The organism is Escherichia sp. MOD1-EC6475, from assembly GCF_003046645.1.
In the GTDB taxonomy this organism is placed as follows: Bacteria; Pseudomonadota; Gammaproteobacteria; order Enterobacterales; family Enterobacteriaceae; genus Escherichia; species Escherichia ruysiae.
This window is the reverse complement of sequence record NZ_PZKQ01000072.1, coordinates 22,114-37,730: the sequence shown is the minus strand read 5'-3', so window position 1 is coordinate 37,730 and position 15,617 is coordinate 22,114. Positions and strand designations below refer to the sequence as shown.

14 protein-coding genes and 1 pseudogene are annotated in these 15,617 nt (G+C 52.6%); 7 read left to right on the top strand and 8 right to left on the bottom strand.

Features of this window, described 5'->3' with window-relative positions; translation table 11 throughout:
- Nucleotides 1–17 precede the first annotated feature (17 nt).
- A pseudogene (locus A7589_RS20745) lies at nucleotides 18–509 on the bottom strand (lipopolysaccharide core heptose(II)-phosphate phosphatase); the annotation flags it as partial.
- 316 nt (nucleotides 510–825) lie between these two features.
- Between A7589_RS20745 and arnB the strand changes: the two are divergent.
- Genes arnB through arnF form a run of 7 tightly spaced genes read left to right on the top strand, consistent with a single transcriptional unit; the run spans nucleotide 826 to nucleotide 8,176 of the window.
- Complete coding sequence (gene arnB, locus A7589_RS20740) at nucleotides 826–1,965, top strand: UDP-4-amino-4-deoxy-L-arabinose aminotransferase (RefSeq protein ID WP_010357191.1); 1,140 nt, start codon at nucleotides 826–828, stop codon at nucleotides 1,963–1,965.
- 3 nt (nucleotides 1,966–1,968) lie between these two features.
- On the top strand, nucleotides 1,969–2,937 hold the full coding sequence (gene arnC, locus A7589_RS20735; RefSeq protein WP_000461670.1) for an undecaprenyl-phosphate 4-deoxy-4-formamido-L-arabinose transferase: 969 nt from the start codon (nucleotides 1,969–1,971) through the stop codon (nucleotides 2,935–2,937).
- Nucleotides 2,937–4,919 (top strand): bifunctional UDP-4-amino-4-deoxy-L-arabinose formyltransferase/UDP-glucuronic acid oxidase ArnA, encoded by a 1,983-nt coding sequence (gene arnA / locus A7589_RS20730; RefSeq protein WP_000649096.1) that lies wholly within the window; start codon nucleotides 2,937–2,939, stop codon nucleotides 4,917–4,919. The genes arnC and arnA overlap by 1 nt, the downstream gene beginning before the upstream one ends.
- Nucleotides 4,916–5,806: a 4-deoxy-4-formamido-L-arabinose-phosphoundecaprenol deformylase gene (gene arnD, locus A7589_RS20725; protein WP_021551112.1), complete on the top strand. Its 891-nt coding sequence runs from the start codon at nucleotides 4,916–4,918 to the stop codon at nucleotides 5,804–5,806. The genes arnA and arnD overlap by 4 nt, the downstream gene beginning before the upstream one ends.
- Nucleotides 5,806–7,458, top strand: coding sequence for a lipid IV(A) 4-amino-4-deoxy-L-arabinosyltransferase (gene arnT / locus A7589_RS20720; protein WP_021551113.1), 1,653 nt, complete (start codon nucleotides 5,806–5,808; stop codon nucleotides 7,456–7,458). Before arnD ends, arnT begins: the two co-directional genes overlap by 1 nt.
- Complete coding sequence (arnE, locus tag A7589_RS20715) at nucleotides 7,455–7,790, top strand: 4-amino-4-deoxy-L-arabinose-phosphoundecaprenol flippase subunit ArnE (protein WP_000638042.1); 336 nt, start codon at nucleotides 7,455–7,457, stop codon at nucleotides 7,788–7,790. The genes arnT and arnE overlap by 4 nt, the downstream gene beginning before the upstream one ends.
- A complete protein-coding gene (arnF, locus tag A7589_RS20710; protein WP_000523865.1) occupies nucleotides 7,790–8,176 on the top strand; it encodes a 4-amino-4-deoxy-L-arabinose-phosphoundecaprenol flippase subunit ArnF in 387 nt (128 codons plus the stop codon). Before arnE ends, arnF begins: the two co-directional genes overlap by 1 nt.
- On the opposite strand, the gene pmrD is transcribed toward arnF, so the two are convergent.
- The 7 genes from pmrD to menF all read right to left on the bottom strand — a co-directional run bounded on the left by pmrD (nucleotide 8,170) and on the right by menF (nucleotide 15,541).
- Entirely contained in the window at nucleotides 8,170–8,436 is a 267-nt protein-coding gene (gene pmrD / locus A7589_RS20705; RefSeq protein ID WP_010356695.1) for a signal transduction protein PmrD, read from the bottom strand. The two genes, arnF and pmrD, sit on opposite strands and share 7 nt — an antisense overlap.
- Before the next feature lie 109 nt (nucleotides 8,437–8,545).
- Nucleotides 8,546–9,901: an o-succinylbenzoate--CoA ligase gene (menE, locus tag A7589_RS20700; RefSeq protein ID WP_000577538.1), complete on the bottom strand. Its 1,356-nt coding sequence runs from the start codon at nucleotides 9,899–9,901 to the stop codon at nucleotides 8,546–8,548.
- Nucleotides 9,898–10,860: an o-succinylbenzoate synthase gene (gene menC / locus A7589_RS20695; RefSeq protein WP_001255550.1), complete on the bottom strand. Its 963-nt coding sequence runs from the start codon at nucleotides 10,858–10,860 to the stop codon at nucleotides 9,898–9,900. Before menC ends, menE begins: the two co-directional genes overlap by 4 nt.
- A complete protein-coding gene (menB, locus tag A7589_RS20690; protein ID WP_000639990.1) occupies nucleotides 10,860–11,717 on the bottom strand; it encodes a 1,4-dihydroxy-2-naphthoyl-CoA synthase in 858 nt (285 codons plus the stop codon). The genes menC and menB overlap by 1 nt, the downstream gene beginning before the upstream one ends.
- Nucleotides 11,718–11,731: 14 nt before the next feature.
- Nucleotides 11,732–12,490, bottom strand: a complete 759-nt coding sequence (menH, locus tag A7589_RS20685; protein WP_000600544.1) for a 2-succinyl-6-hydroxy-2,4-cyclohexadiene-1-carboxylate synthase — start codon at nucleotides 12,488–12,490, stop codon at nucleotides 11,732–11,734.
- Entirely contained in the window at nucleotides 12,487–14,157 is a 1,671-nt protein-coding gene (gene menD, locus A7589_RS20680; RefSeq protein ID WP_105282491.1) for a 2-succinyl-5-enolpyruvyl-6-hydroxy-3-cyclohexene-1-carboxylic-acid synthase, read from the bottom strand. The genes menH and menD overlap by 4 nt, the downstream gene beginning before the upstream one ends.
- A gap of 88 nt (nucleotides 14,158–14,245) precedes the next feature.
- Complete coding sequence (menF, locus tag A7589_RS20675) at nucleotides 14,246–15,541, bottom strand: isochorismate synthase MenF (protein WP_105282492.1); 1,296 nt, start codon at nucleotides 15,539–15,541, stop codon at nucleotides 14,246–14,248.
- Nucleotides 15,542–15,617 lie beyond the last annotated feature (76 nt).

Genomic DNA, 15,617 nt, shown 5'->3' with positions numbered 1-15,617 from the left:
TTCAGGGGGCCAGTCTAATAGGTCAGACAATGGTTATGGGTGAAAATAACGATATTCTTATCTGGCGCTTTACTTTGCAACTCCTTAATTGTGTTATAAATCTCATTTCTACATTGTAGAAAACGTTTATCTACCGTCAGTTTTTTTCCAGCAGAAAACCAGGTCGCTGATTGAATAGTCCGAACGGTATTACTGGAATAAAGATCGAAATCAGGGATGTCCGCGCTAAAAGCTTTGCCCATTTCACGGGCATTCTGAGCACCTTTCACCGTAATGCCCGTTTTGTCTGACAAGCATTGATTAGAGGAGCGATCGCAGCGTTCCGCATGGCGAAACAGAACCACAACCGGGTGCTGCTGCGCTAATCTGGCCAGCGTTTTATTGTCGATACGCGGCAAACCATTACTGCTCCAGGCAGCATGTGTACCCAGCCCCGCAATCGCCCCAAGCACCAGTAAAATGTAGATATATTTTTTAGACTTCAACGAAGTCCGACAAAAAGCTAACACTTAAGCTCCACCTATAGACAAGCGTAGCCAGCTAAATGACCGCGAAAACAAACGACATTTTCACTGGTAAATAGTGGCGGGGATAGTATTAAAACATTACGATGCACGCAAAATGCCTTAAATCTTGTCAAATTAAAAGCCTGAATAAGATACAAAAACAAAAAAAATAATATTTAAGCCTTATATTCATTCCTTAAGGTTAAATTAATGTTCTGACCTTAGAATTTCATTCCAAATGGCAAAATACAAATAACATTCCCTATGAAAAATATTAGCAAATAGCGGGGAAAGGTATTCAATGGCCGAAGGAAAAACAATGTCAGACTTTTTACCTTTTTCGCGTCCGGCAATAAGCGCGGAAGAACTCGCTGCAGTTCAAGAGGTTTTCGAATCCGGTTGGATAACCACTGGTCCGAAGAATCAGGCACTGGAAGCGGCCTTTTGCCAGTTGACAGGAAATCAACACGCTATCGCAGTCAGCTCGGCCACTGCTGGAATGCATATCACACTGATGGCGCTGGGGATTGGCGCTGATGATGAAGTCATCACTCCCTCCATGACCTGGGTTTCAACCCTCAATATGATCTCCCTGTTGGGCGCAAAGCCGGTGATGGTGGACGTTGATCGCGATACGCTGATGATCACGCCTGAAGCGATCGAAGCGGCCATTACGCCCTACACCAAAGCGATTATCCCGGTGCATTATGCCGGAGCGCCAGCAGATATTGACGCCATTCGCGCCATTGCTGAACGCCACGGTATCGCGGTCATTGAAGATGCCGCCCACGCCGTCGGTACGTATTACAAAGGTCAGCATACTGGTGCAAAGGGCACCGCTATTTTTTCGTTCCACGCCATCAAAAATATTACCTGCGCGGAAGGCGGCCTGATTGTTACCGATAATGAAAACCTCGCCCGCCAGTTACGCATGTTGAAATTTCATGGTCTGGGTGTCGATGCATATGACAGGCAAACCTGGGGACGCGCGCCGCAGGCTGAAGTATTAACGCCGGGCTATAAGTACAATCTGACCGATATTAACGCTGCGATAGCTCTGACGCAGTTAAATAAATTAGAGCAACTCAACACCCGTCGGCGCGACATTGCCCTGCAATATCAGCAAGCACTGGCAACTCTCCCTTTCCAGCCTTTAAGCGTTCCTGCATGGTCGCACGTTCACGCCTGGCATCTGTTTATTATTCGTGTTGATGAACAACGTTGTGGTATCAGCCGCGATGCTCTGATGGAAGCGTTAAAAGAAAGAGGCATTGGAACCGGGTTACATTTCCGCGCCGCCCACACGCAAAAATATTATCGCGAGCGTTTTCCCACGCTGTCGTTGCCGAATACGGAATGGAATAGCGAACGCATCTGTTCGTTGCCGCTTTTCCCGGATATGACCACCGCCGATGCCGACCGCGTCATCACTGCCCTTCAGCAACTCGCAGGACAATAAGCCATGTTTGAAATCCACCCTGTTAAGAAAGTCTCGGTGGTTATTCCCGTTTATAACGAGCAGGAAAGTTTACCGGAATTAATCAGGCGCACCACCACAGTCTGTGAATCGCTGGGCAAAGAGTATGAGATCCTGCTGATTGATGACGGCAGCAACGACAACTCCGCACAAATGCTGGTCGATGCCTCACAAGCGGAGGGCAGCCATATTGTGTCTATTTTGCTTAACCGCAATTACGGGCAACATTCAGCGATTATGGCGGGATTCAGTCACGTTACCGGCGACTTAATCATTACTCTTGATGCCGATCTCCAGAATCCACCAGAAGAAATCCCCCATCTGGTGGAAAAAGCCGATGAAGGTTACGACGTGGTAGGGACTGTGCGCCAGAACCGCCAGGATAGCTGGTTTCGTAAATCCGCCTCGAAGATGATTAACCGGTTGATCCAGCGCACCACCGGCAAAGCGATGGGCGACTACGGCTGTATGTTACGCGCCTATCGCCGCCATATTATCGATGCCATGCTGCACTGCCATGAACGCAGCACCTTTATCCCGATTCTGGCGAATATCTTTGCCCGCCGCGCCATTGAAATTCCAGTGCATCATGCCGAGCGTGAATTTGGTGAATCCAAATACAGCTTTATGCGCCTGATTAATTTGATGTACGACCTGGTGACCTGCCTTACCACTACGCCGCTACGTATGCTGAGTCTGCTCGGCAGCATTATTGCGATTGGAGGTTTTAGCATCGCGGTACTGCTGGTGATTTTACGCCTGACCTTCGGACCACAATGGGCGGCAGAAGGCGTCTTTATGCTATTTGCCGTGCTGTTTACTTTTATTGGCGCTCAGTTTATCGGCATGGGATTACTCGGTGAATATATCGGCAGGATCTACACCGATGTCCGCGCCCGCCCCCGCTATTTTGTTCAGCAAGTTATCCGTCCATCCAGCAAGGAAAATGAATAATGAAAGCCGTCGTTTTTGCCTACCACGATATGGGATGCCTGGGCATTGAAGCCTTGCTGGCTGCCGGTTACGAAATTAGCGCCATTTTTACTCATACCGATAATCCTGGCGAAAAAGCATTTTATGGTTCGGTGGCTCGTCTGGCGGCGGAAAGAGGCATTCCGGTTTATGCGCCGGATAACGTTAATCATCCGCTGTGGGTAGAACGCATAGCCCAACTGTCACCTGATGTGATTTTCTCTTTTTATTATCGCCATCTGATCAGTGACGATATTTTGCAGCTTGCTACCGCAGGCGCATTTAATCTGCATGGTTCGCTGTTACCGAAATATCGTGGTCGCGCGCCGCTGAACTGGGTGCTGGTGAACGGTGAAACGGAAACTGGCGTTACATTGCACCGAATGGTGAAACGCGCCGATGCCGGAGCCATTGTGGCCCAACTGCGCGTTGCCATTGCGCCAGACGATATTGCCATTACGCTACATCATAAATTGTGCCACGCCGCGCGTCAGTTGCTGGAGCAGACATTACCCGCGATTAAACACGGTAATATTCTGGAAATCGCCCAACGTGAGAACGAAGCCACCTGTTTTGGTCGCAGAACACCGGAGGACAGCCGCCTGGAATGGCATAAACCGGCTTGTGTACTCCACAACATGGTGCGTGCCGTTGCCGATCCCTGGCCTGGCGCCTTTAGTTATGTTGGCAATCAGAAATTTACAGTCTGGTCGTCCCGCGTACATTCTCTTACTACTGCCGCACAACCGGGCAGCGTGATTTCTGTTGCACCGCTGTTGATTGCCTGTGGTTATGGCACGCTGGAAATCGTCACCGGACAGGCGGGCGACGGCATTACCATGCAAGGCTCACAATTAGCGCAAACACTGGGGCTGGTGCAAGGTTCTCGATTAAATAGCCAATCAACCTGCGCTGCCCAACGCCGTACCCGGGTACTCATCCTTGGCGTTAATGGCTTTATTGGCAACCATCTGACAGAACGCCTGCTGCGCGAAGATCATTATGAAGTTTACGGTCTGGATATCGGCAGCGACGCCATTAGTCGTTTCCTTAATCATCCGCATTTTCACTTTGTCGAAGGCGATATCAGTATTCATTCCGAATGGCTTGAGTATCACGTCAAAAAATGTGATGTCGTCTTGCCACTGGTGGCGATAGCTACACCGATTGAATATACCCGCAACCCGCTGCGCGTATTTGAACTCGATTTTGAAGAGAATCTGCGCATTATCCGTTATTGCGTGAAATACCGTAAGCGAATCATCTTCCCATCGACTTCAGAAGTTTATGGGATGTGTAGTGATAAATACTTCGATGAAGACCATTCTAATTTGATCGTCGGCCCGGTGAATAAACCGCGCTGGATTTATTCGGTTTCAAAACAATTACTTGATCGGGTGATCTGGGCGTATGGCGAAAAAGAGGGTTTACAGTTCACCCTCTTCCGCCCGTTTAACTGGATGGGACCACGACTGGATAACCTTAATGCGGCACGAATCGGCAGCTCCCGCGCTATTACGCAACTCATTCTCAATCTGGTAGAAGGTTCACCGATTAAGCTGATTGATGGCGGAAAACAAAAACGCTGCTTTACTGATATTCGCGATGGTATCGAGGCGTTATACCGCATTATCGAAAATGCGGGAAATCGCTGCGACGGCGAAATTATCAACATTGGCAATCCTGAGAACGAAGCGAGCATTGAGGAACTGGGCGAGATGCTGCTGGCGAGCTTCGAAAAACATCCGCTGCGCCATCACTTCCCGCCGTTTGCAGGCTTTCGCGTTGTCGAAAGTAGCAGCTACTATGGCAAAGGATATCAGGATGTAGAGCATCGTAAACCGAGCATCCGCAATGCCCGCCGCTGCCTGGACTGGGAACCAAAAATTGATATGCAGGAAACCATCGACGAAACACTAGATTTCTTCCTGCGCACTGTCGATCTTGCGGAAAAATCATCATGACCAAAGTGGGCTTACGCATTGATGTCGACACCTTTCGTGGCACCCGTGAAGGCGTGCCGCGTCTGCTGGAAATCTTGAGTAAGCATAATATTCAGGCCAGCATTTTTTTCAGCGTTGGCCCGGACAATATGGGCCGCCATCTCTGGCGACTGGTGAGGCCACAGTTTTTGTGGAAGATGCTGCGCTCAAACGCGGCATCGCTTTATGGCTGGGATATTTTACTGGCAGGTACGGCATGGCCAGGTAAAGAGATTGGTCATGCTAACGCCGATATCATTCGTGAAGCGGCTAAACACCACGAAGTCGGCCTGCACGCCTGGGATCACTATGCCTGGCAAGCCCATAGCGGTCACTGGGATCGGCAAACAATGGTCGACGATATCGCACACGGCCTTCGCACTCTGGAAGAGATTATCGGCCAACCGGTAACCTGCTCCGCTGCCGCTGGCTGGCGTGCCGACCAACAGGTGATCGAAGCAAAAGAAGCGTTCCATTTGCGCTACAACAGCGATTGTCGTGGGGCGATGCCGTTTCGTCCATTGCTCGAATCAGGAAAGCCCGGCATTGCGCAAATCCCGGTGACCTTACCCACCTGGGATGAAGTGATTGGTCGGAATGTGAAAGCAGAAGATTTTAACGGTTGGCTGCTCAACCGCATCCTGCGAGATAAAGGCACGCCGGTTTATACCATTCATGCAGAAGTTGAAGGCTGTGCTTATCAGCATAATTTTGTGGATCTCCTGAAACGCGCAGCCCGTGCAGGTATTATGTTTTGTCCTTTAAACGACTTGTTATCAGAGAATTTACCGCTCGGTCACGTCGTTCGCGGAAATATTGCCGGACGTGAAGGCTGGCTGGGTTGCCAACAAGTTGCGGGTAGTCGGTGATGAAATCGGTACGTTACCTTATCGGCCTCTTCGCGTTTATTGTCTGTTATTACGTGTTACCGATCAGCACACGTCTGCTCTGGCAACCTGATGAAACGCGTTATGCGGAAATTAGTCGGGAAATGCTGGCTTCCGGCGACTGGATTGTGCCTCATCTGTTAGGGCTACGTTATTTCGAAAAACCCATTGCCGGATACTGGATTAACAGTATTGGGCAATGGTTATTTGGCGCGAATAACGTTGGTGTGCGGGCTGGTGTTATCTTTGCAACCCTGTTAACCGCCGCGCTGGTGGCCTGGTTTACTCTGCGCTTATGGCGCGATAAGCGTCTGGCACTACTCGCCGCTGTGGTTTATCTCTCGCTGTTTATTGTCTATGCCATCGGCACTTATGCCGTGCTCGATCCATTTATTGCATTCTGGCTGGTGGCAGGGATGTGCAGCTTCTGGCTGGCAATGCAGGCACAAACGAGGAGAGGCAAAAGCGCGGGATTTTTGCTGCTGGGGTTAACCTGTGGCATGGGGGTGATGACCAAAGGTTTCCTCGCCCTCGCCGTGCCGGTATTAAGCGTGCTGCCGTGGGTAGCGACGCAAAAACGCTGGAAAGATTTCTTTATTTACGGCTGGCTGGCGGTTATCAGTTGCGTACTAACGGTTCTCCCCTGGGGGCTGGCGATAGCGCAGCGGGAGCCTGATTTCTGGCACTATTTTTTCTGGGTTGAGCATATTCAACGCTTTGCGATGGATGATGCCCAACATAAAGCCCCGATCTGGTACTACTTGCCTGTCATCATTGCCGGTAGCCTGCCGTGGCTGGGATTACTCCCCGGCGCACTTTACGCAGGCTGGAAAAATCGCAATCATTCCGCAACCGTCTATTTGTTAAGCTGGATGGTGATGCCGCTGCTGTTTTTCTCCGTCGCCAAAGGCAAATTGCCCACTTATATTCTCTCCTGCTTTGCGCCTTTAGCGATGTTGATGGCGCATTACGCTTTGCAGTCGGCAAAAAATAATCCTCTGGCGCTGCGAATTAATGGCTGGGTTAACATTGCATTTGGCGTCACGGGTATTATTGCCACGTTTGTTGTCTCCCCCTGGGGACCGATGAATACACCTGTCTGGCAGACTTTCGAGATCTATAAAGTCTTTTGCTCATGGTCTATTTTTTCGCTGTGGGCATTTTTCGGCTGGTATACCTTAACAAACGTGGATAAAACCTGGCCTTTTGCCGCTCTTTGCCCGCTGGGGATGGCGTTGCTGGTAGGATTTTCAATTCCTGACAGAGTTATGGAAGGAAAACATCCGCAATTTTTTGTCGAGATGACGCAAGAATCACTTCAGCCGAGCCGCTATATTCTTACTGATAGCGTCGGTGTTGCCGCAGGTCTGGCATGGAGCCTGCAACGCGATGACATCATCATGTATCGTCAGACGGGTGAGTTGAAATACGGCCTTAATTATACGGATGCGCAAGGGAGATTTGTCAGCGGTGATAATTTTTCCAAATGGTTAAATCAGCATCGCCAGGAGGGGATTATTACACTCGTGCTTTCGGTTGACCACGATGAAGACATCAACAGCCTCGCCATTCCGCCCGCTGATGCTATCGATCATCAGGGACGTCTGGTGCTCATTCAGTACCGCCCAAAATGATCTGGATGATTTTAGTCTTTGCCAGCCTGCTTAGTGTAGCCGGGCAGTTGTGTCAGAAACAGGCAACCGGCTTTGTGGCAATAAACAAACGGCGCAAACATATCGTACTGTGGCTGGGACTGGCGCTGGCTTGTCTTGGCCTTGCGATGGTGCTTTGGCTACTGGTCTTACAGAATGTACCGGTGGGCATTGCCTACCCGATGTTGAGTCTGAATTTTGTCTGGGTGACGCTGGCTGCGGTAAAACTGTGGCACGAGCCGGTATCGATGCGTCACTGGTGCGGGGTGGCATTCATTATTGGCGGCATTGTGATCTTGGGGAGTACCGTATAATGGGTCTGATGTGGGGATTATTCAGCGTCATTATTGCTTCTGCAGCACAATTAAGTCTGGGTTTTGCGGCGAGTCATCTGCCGCCGATGACGCACTTATGGGATTTTATCGCGGCTCTGTTAGCTTTTGGCCTGGATGCCCGGATACTGTTACTCGGGCTGCTGGGTTATCTGCTTTCCGTTTTTTGTTGGTATAAAACGCTACATAAACTTGCGCTAAGCAAAGCCTATGCCTTGCTCAGTATGAGTTATGTGCTGGTATGGATTGCTTCAATGGTACTTCCCGGCTGGGAAGGGACTTTTTCGCTGAAAGCACTACTGGGAGTAGCCTTTATTATGAGCGGGTTGATGCTGATTTTCCTGCCCACGACAAAACAACGTTACTGAGTTTTCCCTGCCGCTTTACACTGCCGTTCCCACTCATCGGGGCTATAACTGCTTGCCGAGAGGACTTTCACCGTGTGCAACTTTTCACGATTAATACAGTAAAGCGCATTCTGCAAAGGCGAGAGTAAATCCCCCACTTTCACGGCGAAGTCACTCTTCACTTCAGCGATCATTTTTATCGCACCGCCAGCACCGCAGAGCATAAGAACATGTCTGTTATCTTGTTTATCGCAACATGATTTTTTGACCAGCCATTCCATTGCATTATCCTGTTTGCTAAGAGTTTTCACATTAAGTTACAGATTAACAGATAAACTCTTTATCAACGGCAATGGAATGGCAAAAATGAGATGTGAAACGGATGATCCATTACTGCTGGCGTTGAACCCACTCTTTCAACGCCTGGCGTGAGATCTTAATGCCGCCGTTTTTCAGTTCAGGAGGAAGCGTCAGCCAACGCACCGGCTGCTGAAAACGTGCCAGTTTATCTTTCACCCATTCGCTGAGATCAACGACTTCGCTGTCATACTCCACGACAGCCACCGGGCGATGACCAAACTCCTTGTCTGCAACGGGGACGATAAACACCTGCAAAACCGCAGGATGCGCAGCAATAACCCGCTCCACTTCTTCCGGCTGAATACCTTCGCCACCGCTAAAGAACAGATTATCTAAGCGCCCGACAATAGTCAGTTTACCGTTATGCATCTCGCCGCGATCGCGCGTAGCGTACCAGCCTTCGTCGTTCACCAGCGGCACCAGTTGCCCGTTACGCCAGTAACCTTCGGCCATACTGGCAGCGCGCAACCACACTTCATCGTTAACGATTTTTACTTCCCGACCGGGCAGCGGCGAACCGACGTCCGCCAGACCGTCCGCTTCCTTTGCGCATACCGTGGAGGCGAACTCCGTCAGACCATAGCCGCAAAAGCAACGGATGCCCTGCTCGCGCGCCTGTTCCGTCAACTCGACCGGGATCGCCGCGCCGCCAAGCAATATCGCTTTCAGAGAAACTGAACTACGGTTAACCAGCAAACGCCAGAGCTGCGTCGGCACCAGCGAAGCGTGAGTACAACCTGCCAGCATTTGCTCCAGTGGCTGTTTATCGCGTACCGTCATCCGTGCGCCAGCGTAGAACCAGCGCCACATAATTCCCTGACCGGAAACGTGAAATAGCGGCAAAGAGAGCAGCCAGTCATCGTGCTCGCCAAACGGAATCAGCGATAACACACCTTCGGCGCTGGCAAGATGAGCCTGATAAGTATGAACAGCGGCTTTTGGCAACCCGGTAGAACCAGAGGTCAACGTCATTGAGCACAGACGTGTCGGCTGCCACATAGCTGCATATGCGCCCTCTCCAGCCTGAATTTGCAGCGACGTTAACGCCGGAAAGGTGTTCTCCCCTTCCGGCACCAGCGCAAATTGCAGAGTAAGATTGGGCAGCAACTCCTCAAGCAACGGCTGCGGAAGCTGTGGGTTGACGGGAAGCACCCGCGCACCGCATTGCAGCAACGCCAGCCAGGCGAGCAGCGTTTGCGGTGTATTCCACGCCCGCAGCATCACGCCGCTGCCCTCAACCACGCCCTGCGCCGCAAAGCCCGACGCTAATTCATCGACGCGAGCACAAAGCTCCCGCCAGTTGAGTTGCTCATCATTGAGCCGTAAGGCGATGGCATCTCCCCGCACCTGCCGCCAGTGACGCCACGGCCAGTCAGAGAAGATCATAGCAGCCGCTCCAGTGCATCTGATTCCACTAACGGTAGCGGGCTACCCGGCCAGCGACGAACCTGCTGCGCCTGCATCAGATCCAGCGTGTCCAGCCCCGGAATGGTGTCTGGCGTTAACCAGGCAGCAATCCGCGCCAGTTGCGTTAAGCCTAAGCTAGACTCGATGGAAGAACTGATCACCGCCGTCATCCCCAGCGCGTGCGCCGACTGCACCTGCTCGCGTACTTTCTCCAGGCTGCCAGTGAGTGTGGGTTTGATAACCACCGCGCGCACACCCTCTTCCGCCACAAAGGCAAAATCCGGCTCACGCAGACTTTCATCCCAGGCAATGGCAATGCCGGTTTCACGGGCAAAGGTGCGGGAATCATCGCGGGTTTTGCACGGCTCTTCGAGAAAAGCGATGCGATCGCGATAATCCGGGTTAACGTATTTAGCAAACTGCTGGCTCTTCAGCGGCGTCCAGGCGCGATTCGCGTCAAGACGCAAATGCAGATCCGGAACCGCTTCCAGCAACAGATTCACCACCATGCCGTCGCGCACGGCTTCGTATAATCCCACTTTGACCTTCGCCACTTTCTCACCTGGCATATCGGCAAGTTTGAGGATCAGATCGTCAGGATCGCCGTTACACAGCGGTGCCGCACGGTAATTGGCTGCCTGCGGCAACGTGTCTGCCAGTTCCGCCAATGCACAGCTTACGCCAAAGGCAACGGAAGGCATTTGCGGTAATTCGCAATCGCCTGCCAGCCAGTCATTTACCCAGGCAAGCAGAACACTTTGCGCCTCTTCCCAGGTTTCCTGACTGAAGCCCGGCAGTGGGGAGATCTCTCCCCACCCTTCGCGCTCGCCGTCGCGCAGGCAAACGTACAGCCCGTCGCGGGTTTTTAACCGCCTGTCGCGCAGAACCACCCCCGCGTCCATGGGGATCTGCCAGCGGTATACCTGCGCGCTACGCATTACGGATTCCGTTTGAATTTGCTGAAATCAGGCTGACGTTTCTGGTTGAAAGCGTTGCGACCTTCCTGACCTTCTTCCGTCATGTAGAACAGCATGGTAGCGTTACCCGCCAGCTCTTGCAGCCCCGCCTGACCGTCACAGTCGGCGTTCAGCGCAGCTTTCAGGCAACGCAGCGCCATCGGGCTGTTTTGCAGCATTTCGCGGCACCAGCGGACGGTCTCTTTTTCCAGATCCGCCAGCGGCACCACGGTGTTCACAAGGCCCATGTCCAGCGCCTGTTTTGCGTCGTACTGACGGCACAGGAACCAGATTTCACGCGCTTTTTTCTGCCCGACAATACGCGCCATATAGGAAGCGCCCCAGCCACCGTCGAAGGAGCCGACTTTCGGGCCAGTCTGACCGAAGATGGCGTTTTCTGCCGCAATGGTCAGATCGCACATCATGTGCAGAACGTGACCGCCGCCGATGGAGTAGCCAGCCACCATCGCAACAACCGGTTTTGGACAGGTACGGATCTGACGCTGGAAGTCCAGCACGTTCAGGTGATGTACGCCGGAGTCATCTTTATAGCCGCCGTAATCACCACGCACTTTCTGGTCACCGCCGGAGCAGAACGCTTTATCGCCTGCACCAGTCAGAATGATCACGCCGATGTTGTCGTCATAACGCGCATCCGCCAGTGCCTGGATCATCTCTTTTACCGTCAGAGGACGGAAGGCATTGCGCACCTGCGGACGATTAATGGTGATTTTTGCGATACCGTCGGCAGATTTTTCATAACGAATGTCCTCGAAACCTTCGGAACAGTCGTGCCATTCAACCGGTGCGTAAAGCATTGCTTCATCAGGATAAATCATATTGTGTCCTTTAGTCAGAAACGCAAGATCTGCGCCAGACTTGCGATTACGCCAGCGGGATTTTCCCGATGCGCGTTATGTCCGGCGCGAGGAATGACATGGCAGTCAGCAGCCAGTTCCGCCGCCAGAGCGCGGAATTTGCTGTCACGTTCACCACATAAATAATAAAACGCAAATGTGCGGGCGCTAAGGTTAGCACGTAAATCAGGCTGGACGGACAATGAGGTTGCTTCCAGCATGGCGGCAAGCGTTGCGCCATTATTGTTGCTACGCAGCGTCACCAGTTCCTGGCGCTGCTCATCGTTGAGCGAGGCAAAAACCGGTTGTTGATACCAGTCGGCAAAGACCGCCGTTAATGGTTCTGTGCGAAAACGCTGCGCCCAACGGTGATCCGAACGCTGGCGTTCCGCGCGTTGTTCAGCACTTTGCAGCCCAGGATGACCACCTTCGACAATAACGCCACAAAGCCCCGGCATCCCCTGACAGGCCGCCATCATCGCCACGCGTCCGCCGAGCGAGTACCCCACCAGCCAGTGGTTAAGTATGTTGTAACTAACAAAGGTTTTACGCAGTAAGTCGGTGACATCATCAAATCCATCGACGCTAATTTCCGCCGAACCGCCGTGTCCAGGGAGATCAACATACAACCGCGAGTAGTCGGCAAACGCTTCGCCGACTTGCTGCCACTCCTGGCAATCGCCGGAAAAACCGTGCAGAAAAACCAGCCAGGGTAAACCTGGCTTGCCGTGTTTTGCCTGCGCGTGCAGGATCATAAATGGCTTACCTGCGCCAGCAACTGCTGGAGGGTCTGCGCACCATCGGTGTCGTTAACCACCATCTCAATCACGGTGGTGGCCGGGGTGCGCCAGGCGTCGGCAAGCGCCGTTTCAAGTTCCTGCCAGTTTTGCGGGCGATGATATTTCAACTCAAACATCGCAGCGGCGTGCTCAAAATGGACGTTTTGTGGCATCAGATAGAAACGCTCACGCTCGCTTGTCGGCGTTGGTAGCAGCGAGAAAATTTGCCCGCCGTTGTTGTTCACCACTATTAATACCAGCGGCGCGGAAACCTGGCGCAGTAACGCCAGTGCGTTCAGGTCGTAAAGTGCGGAGAGATCGCCAACAATCGCCAGCGTGGGTTTACCACTCGCCCGCTGAACGCCTGCGGCGGTAGAGAGCAGTCCGTCAATACCGCTGGCTCCACGGTTGCTGTAAACCGGATAACCTGCCGGAAGTTGCGAGAGCGCATCGATCAGACGCACCACCAGGCTGTTACCGACAAACAGTTGCCCCTGTTCCGGTAGATACTCGCTGATGCGGTGTGCCAGTTGCGCTTCACCAAATGCATCACGGCGCGCAACAACCGCCTGCATTGCCTGTTCAGCCAGGCGCGGGAGTTCAACGCACCAGGGTTGGCGTTTTTCTGCCGGATGCAGCTCCAGCCAGTCGGCGATATTAGCAATCAGCCGACGTCCACGATGGTGCGCCGGGTCGAGTCGCCCTTCGATATTATCAACAATCCAGTACTCTTCCGGCTCACAACTCGCCTGCCATTGCAGTAACCGTTTGCCGGTCAGACTGCTCCCCAGTTGCACAACAATCTGCGCCTGCTGTAACTCGCTGGTTGCTTTGGCATTGCCTAACCACAGGTCAGCGCACGGCAGCGGCTGTCCGGTTTGCGACAATACGTCGCCAATCAGTGGCCAGCCAAGTGTTTGCGCCCACAGGGCGACCTTTTTGCCCTCTTCCGCACTCATGCGACCAGCTACGACCACACCACGCTTTTGCCGCCAGAAGAACCAGTCGCGCTGTTTTTCACTTTCCAGACGAGGCGCTTCACGCAGCCACGGTTTATTGTCCTGCCACCAGTCGCCCAGACGTTGTTGCCACGCAAGTCCTGTGTCGTCCATCTCGCCATACAACGGTTCAGCAAACGGGCAGTTGATATGGACTCCGCCAGCATGAAGCGTACCGAGAGCATGGTCGATGGTAGAAACCAGCCAGCGAGCGGGAATATCCTGCGTCGGACGCGGTAGTGAAATGCTATGCATGGGGTGAGAGGCGAACATTCCCGGCTGGCGAATCGCCTGATTCGCGCCGCAGTCGATCAGTTCCGGCGGACGATCGGCGGTTAAGAGGATCAGTTTCTCTCCAGTTAACCCCGCTTCAATCAGTGCCGGATAGAGATTTGCCACCGCCGTGCCGGAAGTCACTATCACCGCCACCGGCTGTTTGCTGACTTTCGCCAGCCCCAGCGCCAGATGCCCCAGCCCACGCTCATCAAAATGGGTGTGGTGGATGAATGCAGAATTTTCCGCCGCCGCTAACGTTAACGGCGTAGAACGAGAGCCAGGGGCAATGCAGACGTGTCTGACGCCATGACGCGTTAATGCTTCCAGAATGACCGCCGCCCAGCGTCGGTTAAATGCGCTTACTGACATGAGTTTGTCCGGTATCAATATTGCGGCTAAGTATAAGGAGCTACAAAAATAGATTATTGATATGAATCGGTAATGATGCGACTCATTACTATTCCATTTGTAATAATGTTCGCAACCCTGCCGCTTTGTTGTCGATTTCCTGCCACTCCTGCTCGGGGTCGGAGCCTCGGACAATGCCTGCTCCGGCATATAATCGCACCACATTGTCACTGATTTTCGCCGAGCGCAGGGAAACGCAGAATTCGCTTTGTTGTAATGAGAGATAACCCGCAGAACCGGCATACCATTCACGGGTGAACGGTTCGTGCCGGGCGATGAACTGCCGCGCCAGATTGCGCGGCAAACCAGCAACTGCTGCCGTTGGCTGCAACTGATGTAAACAGATCACATCATCCGCTTTGTTGAGTGAAGTCCAGATACAGCGGCGCAGATGCTGCACTTTACGCAGACGCAGTATCTGCGGCGGTAACACATCCAGCGTCTGGGTATCGGCCTGCAATCGTTGGCAGATATCTTCCACCACCAGCATGTTCTCGCGCTGGTTTTTATCATCCGCCATCAGCCACTCACCCAACTGCTGCGCCTGCTTATCATCAGAATGATTTGCTACCGTTCCCGCCAGAGCTTCGGTACGCAGAGCTTTGTCTCGCCGCCGCCATAGCCGCTCAGGCGTTGAGCCAAGAAAAGCATTTTCGCCATCAAAGGCCATGTAAAAATGATAGCAGTTCAGATTGAGCCGCCGGCTGGCAGCCATCATCGCCGCCGCATTGACCGGACTTGCGAAATGCAGGTCAGTCACCCGAGCAAGAACCACTTTGTCGAGCTCACCTTCGGCGATGGTTTTCGTTGCCAGTTCGATTAATCGCGTCCAGCCAGTTTTGTCCGGCCAGTGTTGTTCTTTCGTGGTGGTTAAACGTAACGCGGGCAAAGGTTTAATATTCGCCAGTGTGGCGATAAATTCTTTTGCCTTAACTGCATCGTGCTGAAGGGAATTTTCACTGAATAGCGTCAGCCGTAGCGTGGCTTTACCGCCACAGCGCCGCCATTCCAGGCGTGGTAAAAGTAGATTGCCCTGCGACGGGTCAAACGCATTCAGTCCCCAGATACGTAAGTCGGTGTGTTCCGGATACTGACGAAGAAAACGTTGCGCCTGATCCAACGACGTAAAGCGGGTGATTGCGCCCAGCACAGCAGCTTCTTCATCGCCATTACGTTGTTGCCAGTAAAATTGCGGATACGTTTGCTGACTGGCCAGCCAGCTTAAGGCATCAAAAGCGTCATTGAGAGGGAAAGGAATGTCGAAAACCCGAATGCCGGGTGTCGCCGGAATCTCTTGCGACAAATGGCGCAGTAGATTTTCCAGCGCCGTAGTAAGTGATTGCACGCGGACCTCTCCCTGTTAAAAGCCTCACATTATACGGGGTACTACAGAAAAAATGCAGTACCCCAGTGTAGGGAGG

Coding starts and splice junctions, on each gene's coding strand:
- arnB (WP_010357191.1), top strand. CDS start 826: ATGTCAGACTTTTTACCTTTTTCGCGTCCGGCAATAAGCGCGGAAGAA.
- arnC (WP_000461670.1), top strand. CDS start 1,969: ATGTTTGAAATCCACCCTGTTAAGAAAGTCTCGGTGGTTATTCCCGTT.
- arnA (WP_000649096.1), top strand. CDS start 2,937: ATGAAAGCCGTCGTTTTTGCCTACCACGATATGGGATGCCTGGGCATT.
- arnD (WP_021551112.1), top strand. CDS start 4,916: ATGACCAAAGTGGGCTTACGCATTGATGTCGACACCTTTCGTGGCACC.
- arnT (WP_021551113.1), top strand. CDS start 5,806: ATGAAATCGGTACGTTACCTTATCGGCCTCTTCGCGTTTATTGTCTGT.
- arnE (WP_000638042.1), top strand. CDS start 7,455: ATGATCTGGATGATTTTAGTCTTTGCCAGCCTGCTTAGTGTAGCCGGG.
- arnF (WP_000523865.1), top strand. CDS start 7,790: ATGGGTCTGATGTGGGGATTATTCAGCGTCATTATTGCTTCTGCAGCA.
- pmrD (WP_010356695.1), bottom strand. CDS start 8,436: ATGGAATGGCTGGTCAAAAAATCATGTTGCGATAAACAAGATAACAGA.
- menE (WP_000577538.1), bottom strand. CDS start 9,901: ATGATCTTCTCTGACTGGCCGTGGCGTCACTGGCGGCAGGTGCGGGGA.
- menC (WP_001255550.1), bottom strand. CDS start 10,860: ATGCGTAGCGCGCAGGTATACCGCTGGCAGATCCCCATGGACGCGGGG.
- menB (WP_000639990.1), bottom strand. CDS start 11,717: ATGATTTATCCTGATGAAGCAATGCTTTACGCACCGGTTGAATGGCAC.
- menH (WP_000600544.1), bottom strand. CDS start 12,490: ATGATCCTGCACGCGCAGGCAAAACACGGCAAGCCAGGTTTACCCTGG.
- menD (WP_105282491.1), bottom strand. CDS start 14,157: ATGTCAGTAAGCGCATTTAACCGACGCTGGGCGGCGGTCATTCTGGAA.